The sequence below is a fragment of the Curtobacterium sp. NPDC087082 genome (assembly GCF_044745045.1).
Taxonomy (GTDB): domain Bacteria; phylum Actinomycetota; class Actinomycetes; order Actinomycetales; family Microbacteriaceae; genus Curtobacterium.
On the sequence record NZ_JBIUZN010000001.1, the window covers coordinates 546,293 to 568,387 of the forward strand.

Annotated in this window: 21 protein-coding genes; 8 read left to right on the forward strand and 13 right to left on the reverse strand. The window is 72.2% G+C overall.

The annotated features are described in order from the left end of the window. Nucleotides 1-72: 72 nt before the first annotated feature. On the forward strand, nucleotides 73-978 hold the full coding sequence (locus tag ACIPEP_RS02590) for an SDR family oxidoreductase (protein WP_402716407.1): 906 nt from the start codon (nucleotides 73-75) through the stop codon (nucleotides 976-978). Nucleotides 979-1,177: 199 nt separating this feature from the next. On the opposite strand, the gene ACIPEP_RS02595 is transcribed toward ACIPEP_RS02590, so the two are convergent. The 3 genes from ACIPEP_RS02595 to ACIPEP_RS02605 all read right to left on the reverse strand — a co-directional run bounded on the left by ACIPEP_RS02595 (nucleotide 1,178) and on the right by ACIPEP_RS02605 (nucleotide 3,711). Further along, nucleotides 1,178-2,512 (reverse strand): NAD(P)/FAD-dependent oxidoreductase, encoded by a 1,335-nt coding sequence (locus tag ACIPEP_RS02595; protein ID WP_229086779.1) that lies wholly within the window; start codon nucleotides 2,510-2,512, stop codon nucleotides 1,178-1,180. Between the two features lie 61 nt (nucleotides 2,513-2,573). Continuing rightward, a complete protein-coding gene (locus ACIPEP_RS02600; protein WP_070418076.1) occupies nucleotides 2,574-3,122 on the reverse strand; it encodes a dihydrofolate reductase family protein in 549 nt (182 codons plus the stop codon). Between the two features lie 16 nt (nucleotides 3,123-3,138). Then, on the reverse strand, nucleotides 3,139-3,711 hold the full coding sequence (locus ACIPEP_RS02605; RefSeq protein ID WP_402716408.1) for a hypothetical protein: 573 nt from the start codon (nucleotides 3,709-3,711) through the stop codon (nucleotides 3,139-3,141). Between the two features lie 89 nt (nucleotides 3,712-3,800). Here ACIPEP_RS02605 and ACIPEP_RS02610 point away from each other — a divergent pair, with 89 nt between their 5' ends. Both ACIPEP_RS02610 and ACIPEP_RS02615 read left to right on the forward strand, forming a co-directional pair. Continuing rightward, on the forward strand, nucleotides 3,801-4,574 hold the full coding sequence (locus ACIPEP_RS02610) for an alpha/beta fold hydrolase (RefSeq protein ID WP_402716409.1): 774 nt from the start codon (nucleotides 3,801-3,803) through the stop codon (nucleotides 4,572-4,574). Further along, nucleotides 4,571-5,374 (forward strand): esterase/lipase family protein, encoded by an 804-nt coding sequence (locus tag ACIPEP_RS02615; protein ID WP_402716410.1) that lies wholly within the window; start codon nucleotides 4,571-4,573, stop codon nucleotides 5,372-5,374. Before ACIPEP_RS02610 ends, ACIPEP_RS02615 begins: the two co-directional genes overlap by 4 nt. Nucleotides 5,375-5,377: 3 nt before the next feature. Here the strand turns inward: ACIPEP_RS02615 and ACIPEP_RS02620 are convergent, their stop codons facing one another. The 5 genes from ACIPEP_RS02620 to ACIPEP_RS02640 all read right to left on the reverse strand — a co-directional run bounded on the left by ACIPEP_RS02620 (nucleotide 5,378) and on the right by ACIPEP_RS02640 (nucleotide 9,769). Next, nucleotides 5,378-5,764 carry a VOC family protein gene (locus tag ACIPEP_RS02620; protein WP_071302846.1) on the reverse strand — a complete coding sequence of 129 codons (387 nt, stop codon included), beginning with the start codon at nucleotides 5,762-5,764 and terminating at the stop codon, nucleotides 5,378-5,380. A 34-nt stretch (nucleotides 5,765-5,798) separates the two neighbouring features. Further along, nucleotides 5,799-6,806: a LacI family DNA-binding transcriptional regulator gene (locus ACIPEP_RS02625; protein WP_402716411.1), complete on the reverse strand. Its 1,008-nt coding sequence runs from the start codon at nucleotides 6,804-6,806 to the stop codon at nucleotides 5,799-5,801. Between the two features lie 26 nt (nucleotides 6,807-6,832). Next, nucleotides 6,833-7,570 (reverse strand): class I SAM-dependent methyltransferase, encoded by a 738-nt coding sequence (locus ACIPEP_RS02630; protein ID WP_402716412.1) that lies wholly within the window; start codon nucleotides 7,568-7,570, stop codon nucleotides 6,833-6,835. Nucleotides 7,571-7,724: 154 nt separating this feature from the next. After that, the gene (locus ACIPEP_RS02635) at nucleotides 7,725-8,750 is read right to left on the reverse strand and encodes a Gfo/Idh/MocA family protein (protein ID WP_071302844.1); all 1,026 of its coding nucleotides are present in this window, start codon (nucleotides 8,748-8,750) and stop codon (nucleotides 7,725-7,727) included. Then, entirely contained in the window at nucleotides 8,747-9,769 is a 1,023-nt protein-coding gene (locus ACIPEP_RS02640) for a Gfo/Idh/MocA family protein (RefSeq protein WP_402716413.1), read from the reverse strand. Before ACIPEP_RS02640 ends, ACIPEP_RS02635 begins: the two co-directional genes overlap by 4 nt. A gap of 157 nt (nucleotides 9,770-9,926) precedes the next feature. Between ACIPEP_RS02640 and ACIPEP_RS02645 the strand changes: the two genes are divergently transcribed. The 5 genes from ACIPEP_RS02645 to ACIPEP_RS02665 all read left to right on the forward strand — a co-directional run bounded on the left by ACIPEP_RS02645 (nucleotide 9,927) and on the right by ACIPEP_RS02665 (nucleotide 15,010). Beyond that, nucleotides 9,927-10,940, forward strand: a complete 1,014-nt coding sequence (locus ACIPEP_RS02645; protein WP_254790898.1) for a sugar ABC transporter permease — start codon at nucleotides 9,927-9,929, stop codon at nucleotides 10,938-10,940. Further along, entirely contained in the window at nucleotides 10,937-11,863 is a 927-nt protein-coding gene (locus ACIPEP_RS02650; protein ID WP_175496031.1) for a carbohydrate ABC transporter permease, read from the forward strand. The genes ACIPEP_RS02645 and ACIPEP_RS02650 overlap by 4 nt, the downstream gene beginning before the upstream one ends. Nucleotides 11,864-11,865: 2 nt before the next feature. Next, on the forward strand, nucleotides 11,866-13,485 hold the full coding sequence (locus ACIPEP_RS02655; RefSeq protein ID WP_402716414.1) for a hypothetical protein: 1,620 nt from the start codon (nucleotides 11,866-11,868) through the stop codon (nucleotides 13,483-13,485). Nucleotides 13,486-13,712: 227 nt separating this feature from the next. Continuing rightward, nucleotides 13,713-14,342 carry an SRPBCC family protein gene (locus ACIPEP_RS02660; protein ID WP_402716415.1) on the forward strand — a complete coding sequence of 210 codons (630 nt, stop codon included), beginning with the start codon at nucleotides 13,713-13,715 and terminating at the stop codon, nucleotides 14,340-14,342. After that, nucleotides 14,339-15,010 (forward strand): DUF4166 domain-containing protein, encoded by a 672-nt coding sequence (locus tag ACIPEP_RS02665; protein WP_402716416.1) that lies wholly within the window; start codon nucleotides 14,339-14,341, stop codon nucleotides 15,008-15,010. Before ACIPEP_RS02660 ends, ACIPEP_RS02665 begins: the two co-directional genes overlap by 4 nt. Nucleotides 15,011-15,035: 25 nt before the next feature. Here ACIPEP_RS02665 and ACIPEP_RS02670 read toward each other — a convergent pair whose 3' ends face one another. The 5 genes from ACIPEP_RS02670 to hrpA are packed head-to-tail and all read right to left on the reverse strand — an operon-like array spanning nucleotide 15,036 to nucleotide 22,014. Next, nucleotides 15,036-15,692: a CatA-like O-acetyltransferase gene (locus tag ACIPEP_RS02670; protein ID WP_071296078.1), complete on the reverse strand. Its 657-nt coding sequence runs from the start codon at nucleotides 15,690-15,692 to the stop codon at nucleotides 15,036-15,038. Continuing rightward, nucleotides 15,689-16,990 (reverse strand): HAD-IA family hydrolase, encoded by a 1,302-nt coding sequence (locus tag ACIPEP_RS02675; protein WP_402716417.1) that lies wholly within the window; start codon nucleotides 16,988-16,990, stop codon nucleotides 15,689-15,691. The genes ACIPEP_RS02670 and ACIPEP_RS02675 overlap by 4 nt, the downstream gene beginning before the upstream one ends. Before the next feature lie 6 nt (nucleotides 16,991-16,996). After that, nucleotides 16,997-17,365 carry a VOC family protein gene (locus tag ACIPEP_RS02680; protein ID WP_261646222.1) on the reverse strand — a complete coding sequence of 123 codons (369 nt, stop codon included), beginning with the start codon at nucleotides 17,363-17,365 and terminating at the stop codon, nucleotides 16,997-16,999. Beyond that, nucleotides 17,362-18,135 (reverse strand): CPBP family intramembrane glutamic endopeptidase, encoded by a 774-nt coding sequence (locus ACIPEP_RS02685; RefSeq protein WP_402716418.1) that lies wholly within the window; start codon nucleotides 18,133-18,135, stop codon nucleotides 17,362-17,364. Before ACIPEP_RS02685 ends, ACIPEP_RS02680 begins: the two co-directional genes overlap by 4 nt. 18 nt (nucleotides 18,136-18,153) lie before the next feature. Next, a complete protein-coding gene (gene hrpA / locus ACIPEP_RS02690) occupies nucleotides 18,154-22,014 on the reverse strand; it encodes an ATP-dependent RNA helicase HrpA (protein ID WP_402716419.1) in 3,861 nt (1,286 codons plus the stop codon). Between the last annotated feature and the right edge of the window lie 81 nt (nucleotides 22,015-22,095).

The window sequence follows — 22,095 nt, forward strand, 5'->3', positions numbered from 1 at the left end:
GACTGACATCGAATGCTACGGTGATGTCAGTTCATGACATCACCGCCGTGGACACCTGCGAAGGGAAAGCACATGCACGTGTTCGTCACCGGGGCCTCCGGATGGATCGGCTCCCACACCGTCGACGAGCTCCTCGCCGCCGGACACACCGTCACCGGCCTCGCCCGCTCCGACTCGTCGGCCGCCGCGCTCGAGGCGAAGGGCGTCGCCGTCGTCCGCGGTGACCTCGACGACCTCGACGCCATCCGCCGCGGGGCCGCCGCGTCCGAGGGGGTCCTGCACCTCGCGAACAAGCACGACTGGGCGAACCCGGCCGCCACGAACGCCAGCGAACGCGCCGCGGTCGAGACCATCGGCGAGGCGCTCGTCGGCACCGATCGGCCGTTCGTCGTCGCCTCGGGCGTCGCCGGACTCGCACAGGGGCGCCCCTCGACCGAGGCGGACCCCAACCCGTTCGTCGGCCCGGACAGCATGCGCGGCGGCAGCGAGAACCGCGGGTTCGACTTCGTCGACCAGGGCGTGCGGACCATCGCGGCCCGCTTCAGCCCGACCACGCACGGCACCGGCGACCACGGCTTCATCGCCGCGATCGTCGCCGCCGCCCAGGAGCGGGGTGAGTCCGGCTACATCGGCGACGGCACGAACAGCTGGGCCGCCGTGCACGTCACCGATGCCGCTCGGCTCGTCCGGCTCGGCCTCGAGCACGCACCCGCGGGCACGAAGCTGCACGCCGTCGCCGAGACCGCGATCCCGACCCGGGCGATCGCCGAGGCCATCGGCGACGCCCTCGGGCTGCCCGTGACCTCGATCGATCCGCAGGACGCGCTGTCGCACTTCGGGTTCATCGGGCAGTTCTTCGGCATGGAGATGTCGGCGACGTCCGAGGCCACGCGCGAGCTCCTCGGGTGGGAGCCCACCGGGCCGGGGCTGCTCGAGGACATCGCCGCCGGCGCCTACTCCGACGTGCGGGTGGCGTAGCGCGACCCACCGACGGCCTGGAGGCGCGTGGCGGCCCCGCCCCGCGCCTCCAGGCCGTCGCCGGTCCGGACCACCGCGCCCTTGGTGAGCAGAAATGGTCGGGTCCCGTCTCCGGACCCGACCGTTTCTGCTCACCAAGTGCGCGCGCGGGGCGCGGGGCGCCCGCGGCGCGCGCAGGGCGCGCGGCGCCCCCGCGCGCCTACTCCGCCTTCTGCATCTGCCAGGGCTCGGGCTCGCGGTCGCCGTTCGGCCGCACGGGCCGGACGTCGCCGACGATCGGGATCGCCCGCTTCCGCATGAACCAGAGGTACCGCACGAAGAAGTGCGACAGCGTCGACAGCCGGTTGCCGTTGCCGAGCAGCGACGCGATGTGCACGGCCACCCACGCCGCCCAGGCCACGGGCCCGACCATCGTGATGCCCCCACGGAGCTGGGCCACCGCGGCGTTCGTGCCGATCGTCGCCATCGTGCCCTTGTCGAAGTACTTGAAGTGCTCGGTCGGCTTGCCCGCCATGAGCCGCACGATCTGCCGCGCCGAGTGCCGTCCGCCCTGCAGCGCCGGCTGGGCGAGCTGCGCGAGGGCGTCGTCCTGCGCGGCGATGTCACCGGCGGAGAAGATCCGCTCGACGCCCTTCACGCTGAGGTCGTCGTTCACCTGGATGCGTCCGCCGTGGGTCTGCGGCATGCCCCAGCCGGAGACCTCCTTGTGGGCGGCCACACCGGTCGCCCAGATGACCTGCGACGCCGGGATGAACTCGCCCTCGGCCGTCATCACGCCGTCGGGCTTGACCTCGGAGACGCCGGTGTTGAGGCGCAGGACGACACCGCGCTTGCGGAGGACCTTGGCCGCGTACCGACGCAGCCGCGGGGCGAACGGCTTGAGGAGCTCGCCGCTGCGGTGCACGAGGGTGATCGAGATGTTGCCCCGCTCGATCTCCGGGTACGCGCCGACGAGGGCCTGGTCGCGGAGTTCGGCGAGCGCACCGGCCATCTCCACGCCGGTCGCGCCGCCGCCCACGATGACGATCTTGATCTCGTCGGGGCCCTGGTTGGCGGCGGCTTCCTCGAGGCGGGTGAACAGCTCGTCGCGAATGCGGAGCGCCTGCGAGCGGGAGTACATCGAGTAGGCGTACTCGTACGCGCCGGGCGTGCCGAAGTAGCTCGTGTTCACGCCGTTCGCGAGGATCAGCCAGTCGTAGTGCAGGTGCTCGCCGTCGGACATCTCGGCGACCCGCTCGACCGGGTCGATGCCGGTCAGCAGCCCGTGCCGGAACTCGGCGTTGCTCTGCTTCGCGCGGAGGCTCCGGAGGAAGTACGTCACGTCGCCGGCGTTCAGCCCACCGGTCGCCACCTGGTACATGAGCGGCTGGAACATGTTGTAGACGTGGCGGTCGACCAGGGTGACCCGCACCGGTGCGTCGGCGAGCTCGCGCATGGCCGCGACACCGGCGAATCCACCGCCGACGATGACGACGTGCGGGCGGGTGTCCTGGGGCATGCTGACTCCGGCTTCCTCGGATGGTGAGATGGTCACCACCGAGGGTACGCGCGGTTCGGACAGTCGTTCGACGGCGTGGAGGCGCGGTGCGCCTCCGTCAGGCGTCGAGCCGTGCGTAGGTGCTCACGACGTTGCCCTTGCTCGTCACGGTGCTGTCGACCAAGCGCAGGCGCGTGGGCGGGTCGGTCGGCTCGAAGAGCCTGCGGCCCGAGCCGGCGATCGCCGGGTGCACCATCAGCTGCAGTTCGTCGAGGACCCCCGCGAACAGCAGGCTGCGGACGAGGGTGACGCTGCCGCACACCGCGATGTCGGCGCCGTCCCGCTGCTGCAGCCCTCGGACGAACTCCGGGACGTCGCCCGTGATCCGGGTGCTGTTCTCCCACGCCAGGTCGTCGCCGAGCGTGGTGGACGCCACGTGCTTCTCGATCGGGTTGATCCACTGGCCGAAGGGATCGTCGGGGTGGGCGGGCCACCACTCGGACCACTCCAGGTAGCTGTTCCTGCCGAGGAGGACGGTGTCTGTGCGGGCCATGAACGCGCCCATGCCCGCACCGAGCTCGTCGTCGAAGGAGTCGTACTGGAAGGTGTACGGGTCCTGCACGACGCCGTCGACCGACGTGAAGAGTCCAGCGGTGACCTTGCGCATGGTCGGAGCGTAGCCCTCAGCCGTTCGCGGAGGAACCGCTCGTGTCCGATCCGGTGCCGGTGCCGGTGCCGGTGCCGGTGCCGGTGCCGGTCCCGGTCCCGGTCCCGCCCTGCGTGCCGTTGCCCGGGAACTGTCCGGTGCCGCCGCCGGGGAACTGGTTCGTGCCGCCGTTCGTGCCCGGCACCTGCGTCGTGGACTGGCTCGTGCCGCCGCCGATCGCGTGTCCGATGGCGAAGCCGATGCCGCCACCGACCAGCAGTGCCGCGAGGCCGACCCCGACGGCCAGCACCTGCCAGAACCACGGCGGTCGCGGGCCGCGCCCGCGCCGGGGCGTCGCCGCGGATCCGTACCAGGGCGTCGCGCCGTTCGGGGCGCCCGGGTTCCACGAGCCCGCGGGAGGGGCCGGTGTCGCGTACGGGTGCTCGGGCGCCGGCGCCGGGGCGTCGAGCGTCGCGGTCGATGTGGGCGTCGGTGCGGCGCCCCAGCCGGCTGGGCTGGCGGGGTACGGCGTGGTGGGCTGGTGGGCTGCGGGGTCCACGTCGTCGTGGGACTCGCGGGACTCGGGGTTCACGGGGGTGCGCTCGGTCATGAGGACGAGTACAGACCGGTCGCCTATGCGTGGGCGATGACGACGCTGGTGCGTCACTGTGCACAGCGCCGTCCGCGTAGCCTCGCATCGTGCGCGCGAGAGTCGAGACCGTCCGGATCGACGGGCTCCCCGTGCGCCTGCACACCCTCGCGCCGGCCGGCAGGGTGCACGACGCCCTCGCCCCGACGGTCGTGCTCGTGCACGGCATCGGGATGTCGCACCGGTCGTTCGCACGGTCGCAGCGGGCGCTCGCCGCGACGCACCGGACCGTGAGCGTCGACCTGCCGGGCTTCGGCGGGCTCGCGGCGGCCGGTCGGAGCCTCACCATGACGGAACTCGGGGACCTCGTCGTCCGCGCCGTGCGGTCCCGCGGGGCCGGGGACCTCGTGCTCGTCGGGCAGTCGATGGGGACGCAGGTCGTCGCCGAGGCGGCCCGTCGGCACCCGGACGTCGTCGCCTCGGTCGTGCTCGTCGGCCCGGTCATCGCCGCCGGTCGTCGTCGGCTGCTCACGCAGGCGCTCGACCTCGGGCGGGACGGCTTCGTCGAGGGCGCCCGGATGAACGCCGCCCTCGTGACCGACTACCTACGGAGCGTGCGGCAGTACGTGCCCGAACTCCGACCGATGCTCCGCTACCGGCTCGAGGACACCGTCGCCGAGCTCGCGCAGCCGGTGCTCGTCGTCCGTGGCACCGAGGACCCGATCGCACGCCACGACTGGTCCGCCCGGGTCGCCGCCACCGCCCCGCGCGGTGCGTTCGTCGAGCTGCCGGGGCCGCACCACGTGCAGGAGCGCCAGCCGGTGGCGTTCGCGCGGCTCGTGGGGGAGTTCCGCCGCGCGCAGACCCTCGAGGGGTTGCGGTGACCGAGGCGACCACGTCGGGGACGGACGGGACGCACACGAACCGCACCGCGCCTCCCGTCCGCGTCTCCCTGCTCCGCCGCACCCGGTGGGCCGTCCTCGACTGGTGGTACGCGATCCGCTGGCAGGTGCGGAGCCTCGGACCGACGACCGCTGACGACTACCGGAGCGGCGACGGCCAGCCCGTCGTCGTCGTGCCCGGTGTCTACGAGACCTGGCACTTCATGCGTCCGCTCATGGACGCCCTGCACGACCGCGGACACCCCGTGCACGTGCTGCCGGTGCTGCGGCACAACCTGCGACCGGTGCCGGAGTCCGCGGCGGAGGTCCTCGCGTACCTCGACGAGCACGACCTCCGCGACGTCCTGCTCGTCGCGCACAGCAAGGGCGGGCTGATCGGGAAGTACGCGATGACGCGCCTCGACGACCACGGGCGGATCGACCGCATGGTGGCGGTGTCGACGCCGTTCGCGGGCTCCGGGTACGCGCGGCTCGCACCCGTCCGGCACCTGCGGGCATTCCGGTCGAGCGACCCGGTGCTCGCCGGCCTCGCACGGGAGCTCGACGCGAACGCCCGGATCACCAGCGTGTACGGCGTCTTCGACACGCTCATCCCCGAGGGCAGTGCGCTCGCCGGAGCGACGAACGTGCGGGTCCCGGTCGGCGGGCACTTCCGCATCCTCGGCGACCCGCGGACGCGTGCGGCGGTGCTGGCCGCGGCGGATCCGGACCACCCGGGCACGGCCCAGCCCCGGCCTCGCCCGACCCCGGCCGAGCCCCGGCCTGGCCCGACCCCGGCCTGAGTCCTAGGCGCCCGGCAGGAACAGGCAGAACGGGTGTCCGTCGGGGTCGAGCAGCACGCGGACGTCCTCCTGCGGCTGGAACGCCGCCTGCCGAGCGCCGAGCCCCTCCGCCCTGGTCACCGCCGCCGGCAGGTCCTCCACCTGGAAGTCGAGGTGCAGCTGCATGCCGGGGGCGTCCTCGGTGCCGGGCCACGTGGGCGCCACGTAGGCGGGTTCGTACTGCACGGAGAGGCCCGGGCCGTCCTCGGGGCGGATGCGCGCCCAGGTCGGGTCGTCCTCGTGGACGGTCCAGCCGGTCAGCGCGCCGTAGAACCGGGCGAGCGCGAGGGGGTCCGGCGACTGCAGCACGGTGGCGGCGAGCGTCGGCATCGACGGGTCAGCAGCGGTCATGCGGCGGAGCGTACGCCGGACCCGCCCGCCCCGGTCAGCGCGTGGCGACGCTCGCGCGCTCGACGATCCGGTGCGGCACCACGACGGTCTCGGGCGGAGCCTCGCGGTCCTCGATCCGCCGGGTGAGCAGGTCGAGCGCCGCCGTCGCGAACGCCCGTCGGTCGAACGACACCGTGCTCAGCGCGGGGATCGCGTACGCGGCCCCGTCGACGTCGTCGAACCCGATCACGCTCACCTGCTCGGGGACCCGCACACCACGCGCGGCGAGGACATGCAGCACCCCGAACGCGATCGAGTCGGTGAACGCGAACACCGCGTCGGGCAGCGGGTGCTCGTCGAGCCACGCCGCGAACGCCGACGCCGCCGCGCTGGTCGACCACGCCGGCAGCGGGACCCGCAGCTCCGGGTCCGCACCGATGCCCGCCGCCGCGAGGCCCGCGAGGTACCCGCGCTCCCGCAACTCGCTCGTCGCGGTGGCCTCGACGTCACGGGCGGCACCGACGATCGCGATCCGACGGTGGCCCCGTTCGACGAGGTACGACGTCACCTGCTCGGCCGCGGCACGGCTGTCGACGTGCACCTGGTCGACGTGCTCGGGCTCCACCTCGCCGATGACGACGGTCGGGGGCAGCCCCTCGGTCGAGGCGAGGACGCTCGCGCTGAGCGACACCGGGTTGAGGATCAGCCCGTCGACGAGGTGCGCCCGGGCACGCGAGACGAGGTCGCGCTCGCGGGCGGGGTCGTTCGCGGTCTGGTCGAGCTGCACGGTCCAGCCGCGCTCCCGCGAGAGCTCGACGAACCACTGCGCGAGTTCGGCCGAGTAGGCGCTGGCCATCTCGGGGAGCGTCAGGGCGATCGCGCCCGAGCGTCCGTTGCGCAGACCCCGGGCGGACAGGTTCGGCACGTAGTCGAGCTCGGCGAGTGCCTGTTCGACCCGTGCGCGGGTCTCCGGGCGCACCACGACACCGCCGTTGATGACGTTGGAGACGGTCTTCGGCGACACCCCGGCGAGGGCAGCCACGTCCCGCACGGTCGCGCGCATCGCCACGAGCGTAGCGCGGCTGCGGCTCAGGGACGCACGTACCGGTGCACGTACGTGGTGTAGCCGACGGGGACGGTCGCGCTCCCGGCGGTCTCCGGATCGTCGTCGAGCACGCGCCGGACCCGGTCGAGGAGGGCGGTGCGCTCGTCCGGCGGCAGCACGATGACGTAGCTGCGCGAGGCGACCATGTCGAGGAACGCCGACCGGTCCTGCTCGTGCACCCACGGGAATCGCTCGTGCTCGACGGCGCCGTCGTCGAACGGTGCTCCGACGACCGGCGCGCTCTGGACGCTCACCCGCGACTCGGGCTGGGACAGGATCGCACTGATCCGGGCGGACCAGGGCCGGGTCTCGTCGCGGACGTTCCACACCAGACCGAACACGCCGCCGGGGCGGAGGACCCGGGCCACCTCCTGCGACCCCCGCACCGGGTCGACCCAGTGCCACGCCTGCGCGAAGGTCACGGCGTCGGCGCTCCCGTCGGCGAGGGGGATCGACTCGCCGGTCCCCGCGAGCGCCCGCACGTCGGGCAGCACCGCGGTGAGCCGTTCGCGCATCGCCGGGTCCGGTTCGACGGCGACGACCTCCGTGGCACGTCCGACGAGGCTCCGCGTGAACTTGCCGGTCCCCGCGCCGACGTCGGCGACGAGTCGGGCGTCCGCCGGCAGGAGCCAGTCGACCGCCGCGTCCGGGTACCCCGGCCGTCCGCGCTCGTACGCATCGGCAGCGGCTCCGAACGAGTTGGCGTACTCCTCGAGGGTCATGCGTCCAGCATGCCCCGCCCGGCCGGGTGGCGGACCGGAGGCGCGGGTCGGGCCGGTCGCGTGCCTCCCGGCCGGCCATGTGACGGACTGGAGGCGCGGGTCGGGGCCGCCACGCGCCTCCCGTCCGCAGTGGGGTCGCCGGGCGACGCGTCGCTCACGCCGTCGGGACGGGCACCGTCCTGCCGGTCCGCACCGACTCCTGTGCCGCGAGGACGATCGACAGCGTCCGCAACCCGACCCGCACGTCGGGCTGGGGCTGCACGCCGTCCCGCACCGCGTCGAGGAACGTCCGCAGCATCGGCACGTCGTGGTCCGCCCCGTACCGCAGTTCGATCGGCCGGCCGCCGACCGCGTCGAGCCCCCTGGCCGCCGCGCCGAAGAAATCGACCGACACCGTGCCGCCCGTCCCCGCGACGTCGAGCGTCAGGCCGCCCCACGCCGGCGCCGTGTCCGGGCGGCTCCACGAGCAGTCGATCGCGACGACCATCCCGGTGTCGTAGGTCACCGTCACGAGCCCGGCCGTCTCGGCCCGTGCGCGCTCGGCGTGCAGCACGCGGTTCGCGACGGCGGTGACGGACACCGGTCGCGCGCCGGTCAGCCCGTCGACGAGGTCGGCGACGTGCACGACGTGGTCGACGATCGCGCCGCCGCCGCTCAGCGCCGGGTCCGTGAACCAGTCGCGCGTGAGCGGCAGCATGCCGTTGTTCGCGCCGCGGACCGAGAACACCGTGCCGAGTGCGCCCGAGGCGTGCGTGGCCCGCAACCGGTCGAACGCCGACGCGAACCGCACCGGGTAGGCCATCATCAGCGTGACCCCGGCGCGCTGCACGGCGTCGCGGATCGCCAGGCCGTCCTCCCACGAAGTGGCGAGCGGCTTCTCGCAGAGCACGTGTGCGCCGGCGGCGGCTGCCCGTTCGACGAACTCGCGGTGCCGCGCGTTCTCGCTCGTGACCACGACGGCGTCCGGTCCCCAGGCGAGGAGGTCGTCGACCGTGTCGGCGTGGTCGACGCCGAGCGCTCCGGTGAGGTCGGCGCCGCGGAGTTCGCCGAGGGTCGTGCCGGTCGAGACGCCGCCGGGGTCCGTCCCGCGCACCTCGACGTCGGGCATCGCGGCGAGCGCCGAGAGGTACCCGATCGCGTGCGTGTGGGCGAAGGACAGGACGCCGACGCGGAGGGTCACAGCGTCACCTCCACGGGTTGCCCGGACTCGATCGACGCCAGGGCGGCGTTGGCGAGGCGCACCGCGACGGCACCGTCCGCCGCACTGACGCGGGGGAGCGGCCCGCCGTCGAACGCGGCGACGAAGTCCGCGAGCTCGAGGGCGTACGGGTCCTCGGCGGGGTCGACGGCCGGCAGGAACCCGTCGACGGCGGTCGGGGTCGCGAGGTCGGCGCGGGTGTCCTCCTCGGCGAGGGACGAGTGCGACAGGCTGCCGAGCGTCCCGGTCACCGAGTACTCCGTGCTGAAGGCCAGGTGCGGTGGTCCCCAGAGTCCGGCGACGTGGCTGATCGCGCCGGATGCGTGCGTGAGGAGGACGTGCGCGGCCTCGACCGGGTGCTCGTCGTCGCCCGTGCGGACGGTGACGGCGGACACCCTGGTGATCGGGCCGGCGACCCAGCGGGCGATGTCGAGGTCGTGGATCATCTGGTCCATCACGATGCCGCCGGACTGTGCCCGGTCGCCGAACCACGCGACTCTGGTCGGGAACGCCCCGGAGCGGGAGAAGCGCAGGACGGCGAGGTCGCCCAGGAGGCCCGTGGTGACGGCCTCGTGCAGGCGCCGGTACGCGGGGAACCAGCGGACGACGTGCGCCGGGTAGAGCTGTAGGCCCGCGTCCGCCGCCCGGGCGACGAGGTCGTCGGCGTCGGCGTCGGTGCGGGCGAGGGGCTTCTCGGAGACGACGTGCCTGCCCGCCGCGAGTGCCGCGCGGACGACGGTGGCGTGGGCCGGTGTCGGGACGACCACGTCGACGACGTCGACCGCGGCGAGCAGCTCGTCGAGCGAGTCGGCGACGGTGATCGTGCTGCCGACCCGTGCGGCCTCGTCCGCGAAGGCGGCGGCGAGCGCGGGCGCACCGTCCTGCGAGTGCACGACGAGGTCGCCCAGGCGGAGGAGCCCGGGGACGTGCGCGACCGCGATGCCGCCGGCGCCCACGAGTCCGATCCGCCGGCGTGGTCGGGGTGCTGACTGCAGCGTCATGGAGCCAGCGTAGAGGTCCGCCGGACGCGGTGCGGCGATGCGACCCGGCTTCGTCCCGATGGACCGTTACAACGATGGAAACGTTTGGCAACGGGTTGCCGCACGGTTGCCGTCACCGCCAGGGTCGCTCCAGGAATCCAACGGAGGGGGCCACCGAGTGACGAAGCTCGACGACCGTGCGACGAACCGCACGAGGACCGCTGCACAGCGCGACCCGGGAGCGGCACCACCACCCGACCCCGGGCTCCGGCGGCGCAGCACGTGGCAGCGGATCCGCCGTGACCGCGTCCTCCTGCTCATGGGCCTGCCCGGCGTCGCGCTCCTGCTCGGGTTCCACTACCTGCCGCTGCTCGGGAACCTCATCGCGTTCCAGGAGTACCTGCCCTTCGTGCCGCTCGGCCGCAGCCCCTGGGTCGGCGTCGAGAACTTCTCCGTCATCTTCGACGGCGACCCCGAGTTCCTCCGCGCCCTCGGCAACACGCTGCTCATCACGCTCGTGCAGGTCGTGTTCGTGTTCCCGGCGCCGATCATCCTCGCGCTCATGCTCAACTCGCTGCTCTCCGAGCGGATCAAGCAGGTCGTGCAGTCGGTGCTGTACCTTCCGCACTTCCTGTCGTGGGTGATCGTGGTCGCGGTGTTCCAGCAGATCCTCGGCGGCTCCGGACTCGTGAACAACGCCATCCGCGCGGCCGGCGGTGACGCGATCGACTTCCTCGGCAACCCGAACGGGTTCATCGCCCTGCTGACCAGCCAGGTGATCTGGAAGGACACCGGGTGGGCGACGATCCTGTTCCTCGCGGTCCTCAGCCAGATCGACGCGAGCCTGTACGAGGCCGCGAAGATGGACGGCGCGAGTCGCTGGCGGCAGCTCTGGCACGTCACGCTGCCCGGCATGCGCGGCATCATCATCCTGCTGCTCATCCTCCGGCTCGGCGACTCCCTGACCGTCGGGTTCGAGCAGATCCTCCTGCAGCAGCAGGCCGTCGGCCGCGCCGCGAGCGAGGTCCTCGACACCTACGTCTACAACAACGGCGTGCTCGGCGGGCAGTGGGGCGTCGCCGCAGCGGTCGGGCTCGTGAAGGGCGTCGTCGGCGTCCTGCTCGTCCTCGGCGCCAACAAGCTCGCGCACGTCTTCGGCGAAGCGGGCGTCTACCAGAAGGAGGCGAAGTGACCGCCACGCACACCGTGACCGTCCCCCGGACGAAGAAGCGCCGCCGCGGTGGCCCGGACGCACCCCCGCTGCCCGGACGGCTGCTCACCGGGTTCGTCCTGCTCGTGATCTGCCTCGTCGTCATCCTGCCGTTCGTCGGCATCGTGTCGACCAGCCTCGCGCCCGTCGCCCAGGTGAACGACGCCGGCGGGTTCGTGATGTGGCCGCAGGGACTCGACCTCGGCGCGTACCAGAGCATCTTCGCCGGCGGCGTCGTCACCCGCGCGATGCTCGTCAGCATCGGGATCACCGTCGTCGGGACGCTCATCAGCCTGTTCGTCAGCGCGATGCTCGCCTACGCCCTGAGCCGTCCGGGGTCGTACGGCTCCGGATTCGTCCTGAGCCTCGTGCTGGTCAGCCTGCTGTTCGCGCCCGGGCTCATCCCGAACTACCTCGTCGTGAAGGAGTTCGGGCTGCTCGACTCGTACTGGGCCCTGATCCTCCCGACGGCCCTCAGCGCGTTCAACGTCATCGTGATGCGGTCGTTCTTCATGGCGATCCCGAAGGAGCTCATCGAGTCCGCCCGCATCGACGGCGCCGGCGACTTCCAGGTCTTCTGGCGGATCGTGCTCCCACTGTCCAAGGCCGTCCTCGCCGTGATCGGCCTGTTCTACGCGGTCGGCTACTGGAACGCCTTCTTCAACGCGCTGCTCTACATCAACGACACCGCGAAGTGGCCGCTCCAGCTCGTGCTGCGCACCTACGTCATCAACAACGCGCAGCTCGGCGGCGCCGATCTCGGCACGTCCTCCGACGCGCTGCCCCCGCAGGCCTCGATCCAGATGGCGATCCTCGTCGTCTCGATCGTGCCGATCCTGATCGTCTACCCGTTCCTGCAGCGGCACTTCGCCAAGGGTGTCCTGACCGGCGCGGTGAAGGGCTGACCATGACCACCTCCATCAGCCGCCGTGCGCTCGTCGCGGGCGGACTCGGGATCGCCGCCACGACCCTCCTGGCCAGCTGCTCGACCGTGACCCGGTCCACCGACGTCCGGGCCATCAACAAGGCCGTCCAGCTGCCGGACTACGTCCCGTGGACCGGCGGCCCCGAGCCCGTCCTGCCGAAGACGAGCCCGCTCATGCCGAGCGCCTTCCGGAAGATCCCGGCGACCCTCGTGCCGACCAGGGGCAAGCCCGGCGACGGTTCGACCGTGCACGGCAGCGTGCCCACCAACTCGCCCGTCCCGCCGTCGAAGGGGAGCAACCCGTACTGGCAGGGCCTCGACGAGCGGATGGGGATCGACCTCGACCTGACGATCACCCCGAACGCGGACTTCGGCAACAAGTTCGCCACCCAGGTCGCGGGTGACACCCTCGGTGACGTCTTCACGATCAACCAGGCGTTCTCGTACCTGCCGCAGTTCCTCGAGGCGAAGGCCGCCGACCTCAGCCCGTACCTCTCCGGCAGCGGCGTCCGCGACTACCCGTACCTGGCGAACCTGCCGGCGGCGTCGTGGCGCGGGACGGTGTTCTCGGGCGGCATCTACGGCGTCCCCGTGCCCCGCGGGCCGCTGACCTCGCAGGCGCTGCACCGCCGCCAGGACCGCTTCGAGCGGCTCGGCGTCGACCCGTCGTTCTCGAGCGTCGACGAGTTCGTGCAGCTCTGCCGGCAGGTCTCCGACCCGCACGCGAACCGGTGGGCCCTGGCCTCGGTGCCGACGAGCATCCTCGCGCCGATGCTCGGCCTGCCGAACCAGTGGCAGGAGCAGGGCGGGCGTCTCACCCACATGTACGAGCTCGAGGAGTACGTGGAGCTCCTCGACGTGTCGCGCCGGCTCATCGCCGAGGACCTCGTCCACCCCGACAGCGTCACGGCCTACAACGGCAAGGTCTGGTTCGTGCAGGGCTCCGCGCTGATGCTGTCCGACACGTACAGCGCGATCCCGGGACTCCTGCAGCAGGCCACGCCCGGCTCCGGGTTCGAGCTGACGATCGCCCCGTTCGTCGGACCGTCGGGAGGCGCTGCGAAGCCCTGGTTGGGCGATCCGAACAACACGATCACGTCCGTGGCCGCGGGCTCCGAGTCCCGGGTGCGGATGCTCCTCGAGGTCCTGAACTGGTGCGCGTCGCCGTTCGGCACCGAGGCCTGGACCTACCGCAAGTTCGGCATCGAGGGGCGCGACTTCGAGTACCGCGACGGCGCCCCGGTCCTGACGAAGACCGGCAACAGCGAGACCGCGCTCGGCGAGTTCCCGCTGCAGTACTTCACCGAGTGCCCGCTGCCGCTCTACTACGCGGGCAACCCGACGATGACCGACACCGTGTACGAGTCGCTGGCGTCCTGGCTCGACCGCGGACTGCCGAACCCCGTCTACGGCCTGTACTCGCCGACGAACTCGACGAAGGGACCGGCGGTCGGCACGTTCGCGACGAACGCGATCAACGACGTGCTGCTCGGGCGGGCGACGGTATCGTCGTGGCGGGCGACCGTGCGCGACTGGCGCCGCCGGGGCGGCGACGCGATCCGCCGCGAGTACGAGCAGGCGCTGGAGGCGCGCGCCGCCTGACGCGGCTGCTGACGGACGGGAGGCGCGGGTCGGCCCCGCCCCGCGCCTCCCGTCCCGCAGCCGGCGCGTCCACCCCCCCCACCGGACCCCGCTGGCTCGCGGACGTTCGCATCCGCCTCCGGTCGTGACCGTTCCGGTTCGCGGAACCCGGGGATCGCGAACCGGAACGGTCACGGGTCGTGCGGATTGCCCGAACCCGGCGCGCTCCGTGCCCTACGCTCAGCCCTGTGGGGAAGCGCGGCATCTACGTCGAGACGGTCATCGACGCCGACGTCGACCGGGTGTGGGCGGCGACGCAGGACCCCGAGCAGCACGTCCGGTGGGACGTCCGCTTCTCCGAGATCGTCCCCGAGCCGGCGGACCCCGACGGTGCCGCCCGCTTCACGTACGTCCGGCGCTCCCCGGTGCACGACGTGCACGGCACCGGCGTGAGCATCGGCGAGCGACGTCGGGCGGACGGCACCCGCACGTCGGCGCTCCGGTTCGCGACCGACGACCGGCTGTCGCCGATCCGGGCCGGCCGCGGCTACTGGCGGTACGTCCCGACCGACGACGGGCGCACCCGGTTCGTCACCGGCTACGACTACGACTCCGGCTGGGGCGCGCTCGACCTGGTGGTCCGGCCGCTCCTCGGCTGGGCGACCGCGTGGAGCTTCGACCGGCTCCGGATCTGGCTGGAAGGCGGGGCCGAGCCGGAGGCCTGGCCGCTCACCTCGGTGCTGCAGCCGTGGCGGCGGGACCGGCCCCGCGCCTCCAGGACCCGCCGCGCGCCCGTCGGTGGCACCCGGCGAGGCGACCAGCTGCACGACGCGCCCGCCACCCTGGCAGCGCTGCCCGACCCGGGAGGCGACCGATGAGCTCGGTGTTCGAGGAGGCGCTCGGCGCCGACTTCCAGCGGCTGCACCCGCAGATGCGCCGCAGGTTCGGCGTCGGTCTCGACGCCGCCGAGGCGTGCACCGGCCGCGGCGTCATGACGTCGATCCGCCGGGGACCGTGGTGGACCGTGCCGTTCCTGCAGATCGGGCGACTGCGGAACATCCTCGTCCCGGACGTCGGGACGGACGTGCCGTTCACGATCGAGAACTACCCCTACCGCGACCGGTACGGCCGCGAGACGGTGACGTTCGTCCGGACCTACACGACCAAGCCCGGGCGGACCGCTCGGTTCGACGCCACGATGGTGCTCGTCGACGGCCGGGTGCTCGACTACCTCGGTTCCCACCAGCACCTCGCGGTGGACCTCGACCTGACCGTCGACGACCGGGGTGGCCTCGTCCTGACCTCGGACGCGCAGCGGTTCTACGAGGGGCCGATCGCGTTCCGTTTCCCGATGCTGTTCAGCGGTCGCGCGACCCTCCACGAGTGGTGGTCGGACGACGACCAGGCGTTCCACGTCGACCTCGAGGTGCACAACCGCGTCTTCGGGTTCCTGTTCGGCTACCGCGGGACGTTCACCTGCGAGTGGACGACGGCGACCGACGCCCCCGAGCGGTTGAAGCCGCGGCGGACCGAACTCCGGACCTGACCGCGGCGGCGGGCACCAGGGGCGTTCAGCGGCGGAGCCACCCCGCTTCGGCGAGCACCGTCTGGAGCTCGTCGACGAACCGGGACCCGTGGAAGCCGTCCGTGACCGCGTGGTTCACCTGGAGGGCGAGCGGCATCAGGGTGCGTCCCTCGACGAACCGGTACCGGCCGATGGTGAAGATCGGCAGCAGGTGGTCCCAGCCGTCCCGCACGTGCAGCGCGAACCCGGTGAAGGACGCCCCCGGCAGGGTCGAGATGTCGAACACGTTCCGCGGGCGGTCCTCCTGCGGGAACATCCGGTGGTCGTCCCGGTAGCGCTCCATCGTGGCGACCGCGGCCTCGTGGAAGCGCGCCGGATCGTCGTCGTACGGCACGGTCAGCACCGAGAACGTCTCGGTGTCGGGGTGGAACACGGTGAACATCGGGTGCACCACGTCCCAGACGGCGGGCGAGCCGTCGTCGAGCAGCTGCATCCGGAACTCGGCGTGCCGGTTCACCACCGAGGCGATCGCCCAGATCTGCGACGCGTACGTGCGGCGGTCCGTGGCGCGCACGGTCTCGGCGAAGTCCGTCACGTCGAGCTCGACGGTCATCTCCCACGTGCAGGGCACCCGGTCGCGGTAGTGCTCGAAGTGTTCGCGTCGGGGCCAGCGGTCGAGGTCGACGGGGCGGAGCTCGGTCATGGGACCAGCTTCGTCGCGAGCGCCTGGTCAAGTGCCGAACGGTCCCCGTCGATCGTCACGGCGACCGCGTCGAGTGGACGCCGGCCCCAGAGGACGAGCAGCAGGTCCTCCGCCCGCCCCGTCACCCGGACTGCCGGTCCGGCATCTGCCGTCCCGACGAGCTCCGCCTCGCCGTCGGCATCCGGGAACCGGAACACGACGGTCTCCGACAACGGGTCGACGCGGCCGAGGCGCACCTGGCGCGGGTACAGGTCGCCGACCACCTCGCGCACGCCGTCGGCCGCGGTGTCGGCCTGGAGGCGCGGCTCGCCCCCGACCGCCTGCTGTGCGTCCCACAGGTGGATCGTCGTCTCGTGCAGCTGCCGTCGTGCCCACGTGCCGGCCGTGTCGGGTGGGTAGATCGCGCTGCACGCGGCGTCCGCGGGGCGCGCGCGGAGCGCGGCCACGAGGCGGTCCGCGCCGGCGCGGAACCGGTCGGCGAGGTCGGCGGGCTCCGGGTCGTCCGGCTCGGTTCCGGTGACCTGACCGAAGGCCCAGCGGTGGACGTCCGTCAGGTGCCCGGCGAGGTCCGCCAGCGTCCACCCCGGGCAGGACGGCACCACGGCGCTGTGGTCGCCCGACCGGAGCACCGCCTCGAACCCGTCGACCGCCTCCGCGAGCAGGTCGATGTGGGCCCGGTAGGTGGATCCACCGGGCCCGTCGGTGACGTCGATGCCGCTCGAGCGCAGGGCAGCACGGAGTCCGTCGACCCCGGTGAAGTGGTGGACCCGCATGCCGAGCTCGACGGCCCCGGCGAGCTTCGACTCCGAGTCATCCGTGAAGAACACCTCGGGTCCGTCGAGGTCGAGCGCGTCGAGCACGTGCCGGAAGGCCCGGACGTCGGGCTTCGCGAACCCGATCTCGTGCGAGCTGTACACGGCGTCGACCCGGTCGTGCAGGCCGAACGAGGTCACCTCGGCCGGGATGCCGTCCGTGCCGTTCGTGAGCACCGCCGTCGTGTACCCGGCGGCACGGAGCTCGTCCGCGAGGGCCAGCACCTCGGCGTCCGGGGTGAACGGCTGTCGGCCCCAGGCCTCGGCGGCGTCATGGTCGCCGATGCGCTCGCCGACGGCCCGGACCCACTCGGCCCGGGTGATCCGGCCGGTCGTCACCTCGTCGATCAGGGGTGCGGCGAACGCCACCGCCTCGATCGTTCCCGGGGACAGGTCGTGCGCGCGCTCGATGGCCGCGACGTGTTCCGGGTGGAAGTGCCGGATGACGCCGTCCAGGTCGAACAGGACCGCGCGGATGCCCGTCACGAGCCGTCAGTCGTTCGGACGGATGAGGCAGAACGGGTGCCCGGCCGGGTCGAGGTACACGCGGAACGTGTCCGTCCCCGAGCCCGTCGCCGTCGCCCCGATGGCCAGGACCGCGGTCTCGCCGGCGTCCAGGTCGTCGACCTTCACGTCGAGGTGGCTCTGCTGCGGGACGTCCTGGCCGGGCCACTCGGGGGCGCGGTACTCCGCCACCTGCTGGAAGGCCAGAATCGGCCGGTGGTCCGTGAAGGGCAGGGCCACCTCGGCCCATTCCTCGTCGAAGCCGACGATCTCGCCGCCGAGCAGTTCGGCGTAGAAGCGGGCGAGCGCGCGAGGGTCCGCGCAGTCGAGGACGATGACGTCGAGTGTGCCGATCACAGGAGTGCTCCCGCCGTGACGATGGCGAAGGTGAAGAGGACCCAGTCGTTGATGATGTGCGCGCCGGTGCTGACGGCGATGTTCTTCGTGCGGATGTACGCCAGCGTCAGGACGAGCCGTGCGACACCGATGACGAGGAACGCCTGGACGGGGTTCCAGCCGTAGGTGGGCAGGTGCGCGGCGCCGAACCAGACCGCCGTCACGAGCCACGCCACGAGGATCGCGCCCTTCCGCGACATCCCGCCGCGCGCGCAGAACGACAGCACGGCGAGGAACGGCAGGATCGAGAAGAGCTCCTCGCCGAACAGCTGGATCGCCGTGCCGACGTAGAAGGCCGTCACCTCGCCCGCGCCGTGGATGCCGTCCGTCGCACCGTTCGAGTTCGCGCCGAACACGTACTTGACGACGATGCCCACCGCGAAGGTCACGATGAGGTTCGCCGCCGCGAACCCCACCATCGTGAGGACGTCCCGCCCCGTGGTCCGCTGGAAGATCCGCGACCAGTGCCGCCGGGTGAAGGCGATGAACACCGCGAGGGGGATCGCGGCGAAGAGGAACCGGGGGACCAGCGACTGGACGTTGTCCGTCGCGGGGGTGAAGCTCAGGACGAGGAACCCGACGGCACACGCGGCGATCACCGCCACCCACTGCAGGATCGACAACGGCAGCGGATCACCGTCGTAGTACGGGAAGTCCCGCCCGTCCCCGCGCTCGATCGCCCTGCCGTACCGCGCCTGCACCCGTTCCGGCCCCGCCGTCGTCCCCACCATGCCCCGAGGCTAGCGGGATCAGCGGGCGGCGGCCAGGGCCTTCGTGATGCGCTGCAGCGAGACCGTCTCGGCGGTGCCGAGCTCCTGCGCGAACAGACTGAGCCGGAACTCCTCGAGCATCCAGCGGGCGTGCACGAGTTCGGGGTGCGCTCCGACGGCCAGCGGGAAGGTGCCGCCCGCGTCGACGTACCGGTCGGTCGCGACGGTGACCTCGCGCATCCACGTGGCGTCTCGGCCGGGGTTCTGCAGGAGCTTCTGCACGCGTGCGTCGACGCCCTGCAGGTACACCCGGATGCGCCGGAGACGATCGAGTCCGGCGACCGAGACGAACCCCGGGAAGACGAGCCGCTCCATCTGCTGCCGCATGTCCGTGAGCGCCGGCAGGAGCGACATCGAGTTCGCCTGCTTGAGCGACCGTTCCGCGGCCCGGTGCGCGGCGAGGACCGCGGCGACCTCGGACACGGCGGTGAACATCGTGTCGACGACGGTCGCGGACACGGTGTCGCGCACGGACTCGAAGTCGGTCTTCGTGAACACCAGCCCGTCGGGGTGCGCCCGGCGGATCCCGGCGTCCACGACCGCCGCGAGGACGTCGTCGAAGAGCGCCGCGGTGGAGGGGTACGGGCTGGCGGCGAGCGCGAGCTTCTCCTGCGCGGTCAGGTGGGACTGGATGTACGAGACCGGCGAGGGCACCGCGTGCATGACCAGCCGCCGGACACCGGCGGGCATCCGCACGGCCCGGTCGGACGGCGTCGCGAGCAGCTGGACGCCGACCGTCGCCTTCGGGCCGTCGCCCTCCTCCACGAGGGACGGGTACGCGCGGATCACGCCACCCGCCTGCTTCGTGTCGAGCACCTGCGGCAGGTCGTCGGACGGCCAGGCGGTGAGCCCTGACCGCTCCACGGCACCACCGGAGGCGGCGGACGCGACGCGAGCCGCGCCTCCTGGACGCCCTGCGGCGCGCGTCGTCGCCGAGGCGACGCTCTGCCGCGTCCGGTCCTTGAGCTTCGTCTGCAGGGCCGAAAGGTCCTTGCCGGCCTCGACCCGACGGCCGCGTTCGTCGACCACCGCCCACGTCGGCAGGAGGTGGGCCGGTACCCGCGAGAGGTCGAAGTCCGACTCCGACACCGGCACGTACGTCATGCGCTGGATCGCCTTGGCGAGGGTGGCGCGGAACGACTCGGTCGGCTCGGTCGGGGCGTCGTCGGGGAGCTCGGCGACGATCTTCTCGGCCCAGTCGGCAGCGGGGACGACGTTCTTCCGGATCTGCTTCGGCAGGGACTTGATGAGCGCCGTGACGAGCTCCTTGCGGAGGCCGCGCACCTGCCAGTCGAAGCCCTCTTCGCGCATGCGGGGGAGCAGCGCGAGCGGCACCTGCACGCTCACGCCGTCGTCCTGCGCGCCGGGTTCGAACCGGTACTTGATCGCGAGGCGCTGGTCGCCGCTCCGCCACTGGGTCGGGTACTCCTGCTGGTCCTGTGCGGCCTCGGCCGCGTCTTCGTCCAGCAGGTCCGACCGGCGCATCGTGAGCAGGTCCGGCTGCTCGCGCCTCGTCTGGCGCCACCAGCCCTCGAAGTCGCGCGTGGTCGCGATGTCGGCCGGGATGCGGGTGTCGTAGAACTCGAAGACCCGCTCGTCGTCGAAGAGGATGTCGCGGCGACGCGTGCGCTCCTCGAGCTGTTCGAGTTCGCGCCGCAGCCTGCGGTTGTCGCGGTCGAACGCCTGCTGCGCGTCCCACTCGCCCTCGACGAGCGCGTGCCGGATGAAGAGCTCACGCGAGTGCTCCGGGTCGACGCGCTTGTACTGCACGCGGCGGCGCTGGACGATCGGGACGCCGAACAGGGTGACCCGTTCGTAGGCGACCGCCGCCCCCTGCTTCTTCTCCCAGTGGGGTTCGCCGTAGGTGCGCTTCAGGAGGTCCCCGGCGAGCGGCTCGACCCACGCCGGGTCGATCCGACCGACCGTCCGGGCGAAGAGCCGACTCGTCTCGACGAGTTCGGCGGCCATCACCGCGTCCGGCTGCTTCTTGGCGAGGACACTGCCGGGGAACACCACGAACCGGGTGTTCCGCGAGCCGAGGTAGTCGCGCTTCTCACGGTCGCGCAGACCGATCTGGCTGAGGAGTCCGGCCAGCAGGGAACGGTGCACCGCGTCGCCGTCGTCGGAGCGCGCCTGCCCGATGCGGACGTCGACCTGCTTCGCCGCGCGGGAGAGCTGCCGGTACAGGTCCTGCCACTCGCGGATGCGGAGGTAGTTCAGGAACTCGGCCTTGCACAGGCGGCGGAACGCACTGGACGAGAGCTCGTCCTGCTTGTCCTCGATGTGGTTCCAGAGGTTGAGCAGGGTGAGGAAGTCGCTCGTCGGATCGGCGAACCGGGCGTGCAACTGGTCGGCGTGGGCGCGCTTCTCGAGGGGGCGCTCGCGCGGGTCCTGGATGCTCAGGGCGCTGACGACGGCGATGACCTCGCGCCCGACGCCCTGCCGACCGGCCTCGAGCACCATGCGTCCGAGCCGGGGATCGATGGGCAACCGGGTGAGCTGCTTGCCGGTCTTCGTGATCGTGCCCGCGGCGTCGACGGCTCGGAGCTCGCGGAGCAGGTCGAGGCCGTCCTTCACACCCCGGGAGTCCGGCGGCTGCAGGAACGGGAACGCCTCGATGTCACCGAACCCCAGCGAGATCATCTGCAGGATCACCGCCGCGAGGTTCGTCCGCAGGATCTCGGGGTCGGTGAACTCCGGACGGCGTTCGAAGTCGTCCTCGGAGTAGAGCCGGATCGCGATGCCGGCGCTCGTGCGGCCCGCGCGACCGGAGCGCTGGTTCGCGCTCGCCTGCGAGATCGCTTCGATCGGCAGCCGCTGCACCTTGGCCCGCGGCGAGTAGCGCGAGATGCGGGCGGTACCGACGTCGATCACGTACTTGATGCCGGGGACCGTCAGACTCGTCTCCGCCACGTTGGTCGCGAGGACCACTCGGCGTCGGATGCCCGGTGTGGTGCGCCGCTCGAAGACCCGGTGCTGGTCGGCGGCGGACAGGCGACCGTAGAGCGGGAGGACCTCGGTGCCGGGGTAGCGCTTGCCCTCGATGGCGTCCTGCGCGTCGCGGATCTCGTTCTCGCCGGAGAGGAACACGAGGACGTCGCCCGGGTCCTCCTGCGCGAGTTCGTCGAGCGCGTCGGTGATGCCCTGCATCGTGTCGCGGTCGTCGGCCGTGCGGCCGCCGTGGTCGTCCGTCCGCGGATCGTCCTCGTCGCCTTCGTCGTCACGGTCGGCGTCGTCGGCGTCCTCCGCGACGAGCGGGCGGTACCGGATCTCGACCGGGTAGGTGCGGCCGGACACCTCGATGATCGGTGCCCCGCCGAAGTGCTGCGAGAACGACTCGGGGTCGATCGTCGCACTCGTGATGATGAGCTTGAGGTCCGGCCGGCGGGGGAGCAGCCGCTTGAGGTAGCCGAGCAGGAAGTCGATGGTGAGGGACCGCTCGTGCGCCTCGTCGATGATGATCGTGTCGTACCGCTTGAGGTCGCGGTCGAAGTGGATCTCGTTCAGCAGGATGCCGTCGGTCATCAGCTTGACCCGGGTGTCGGAGGACACCTTGTCGGTGAAGCGGACCTGGTACCCGACGAGGCCGCCGAGCTCGCCCCCGAGCTCTTCGGAGACGCGCTCGGCGATGGTCCGGGCCGCGATCCGTCGGGGCTGGGTGTGCCCGATGTGCTCACGTCCGAGCTCGAGGCAGATCTTCGGCAGCTGGGTGGTCTTGCCCGACCCCGTGGCACCGGCGACGATCACGACCTGGTTGTCGCGGATGGCGGCAGCGATGTCGTCCCGCCGCTGCGACACCGGCAGTTCGGGCGGGTACGTGATGACGGGGGTGGCAGACATGAGCCCTCCAGGATACCGCGCCGGGGGTCGGTGGGTCGCTAGCCTGTCGTGCGGACTCGATCGCCGAGGAGAGGAACCGGC

Coding starts and splice junctions, on each gene's coding strand:
- ACIPEP_RS02620 (WP_071302846.1), bottom strand. CDS start 5,764: ATGACCGCTGCTGACCCGTCGATGCCGACGCTCGCCGCCACCGTGCTG.
- ACIPEP_RS02600 (WP_070418076.1), bottom strand. CDS start 3,122: ATGCGCAAGGTCACCGCTGGACTCTTCACGTCGGTCGACGGCGTCGTG.
- ACIPEP_RS02670 (WP_071296078.1), bottom strand. CDS start 15,692: ATGACCGAGCTCCGCCCCGTCGACCTCGACCGCTGGCCCCGACGCGAA.
- ACIPEP_RS02655 (WP_402716414.1), top strand. CDS start 11,866: ATGACCACCTCCATCAGCCGCCGTGCGCTCGTCGCGGGCGGACTCGGG.
- ACIPEP_RS02665 (WP_402716416.1), top strand. CDS start 14,339: ATGAGCTCGGTGTTCGAGGAGGCGCTCGGCGCCGACTTCCAGCGGCTG.
- ACIPEP_RS02640 (WP_402716413.1), bottom strand. CDS start 9,769: ATGACGCTGCAGTCAGCACCCCGACCACGCCGGCGGATCGGACTCGTG.
- hrpA (WP_402716419.1), bottom strand. CDS start 22,014: ATGTCTGCCACCCCCGTCATCACGTACCCGCCCGAACTGCCGGTGTCG.
- ACIPEP_RS02625 (WP_402716411.1), bottom strand. CDS start 6,806: ATGCGCGCGACCGTGCGGGACGTGGCTGCCCTCGCCGGGGTGTCGCCG.
- ACIPEP_RS02630 (WP_402716412.1), bottom strand. CDS start 7,570: ATGACCCTCGAGGAGTACGCCAACTCGTTCGGAGCCGCTGCCGATGCG.
- ACIPEP_RS02685 (WP_402716418.1), bottom strand. CDS start 18,135: ATGGTGGGGACGACGGCGGGGCCGGAACGGGTGCAGGCGCGGTACGGC.
- ACIPEP_RS02605 (WP_402716408.1), bottom strand. CDS start 3,711: ATGACCGAGCGCACCCCCGTGAACCCCGAGTCCCGCGAGTCCCACGAC.
- ACIPEP_RS02590 (WP_402716407.1), top strand. CDS start 73: ATGCACGTGTTCGTCACCGGGGCCTCCGGATGGATCGGCTCCCACACC.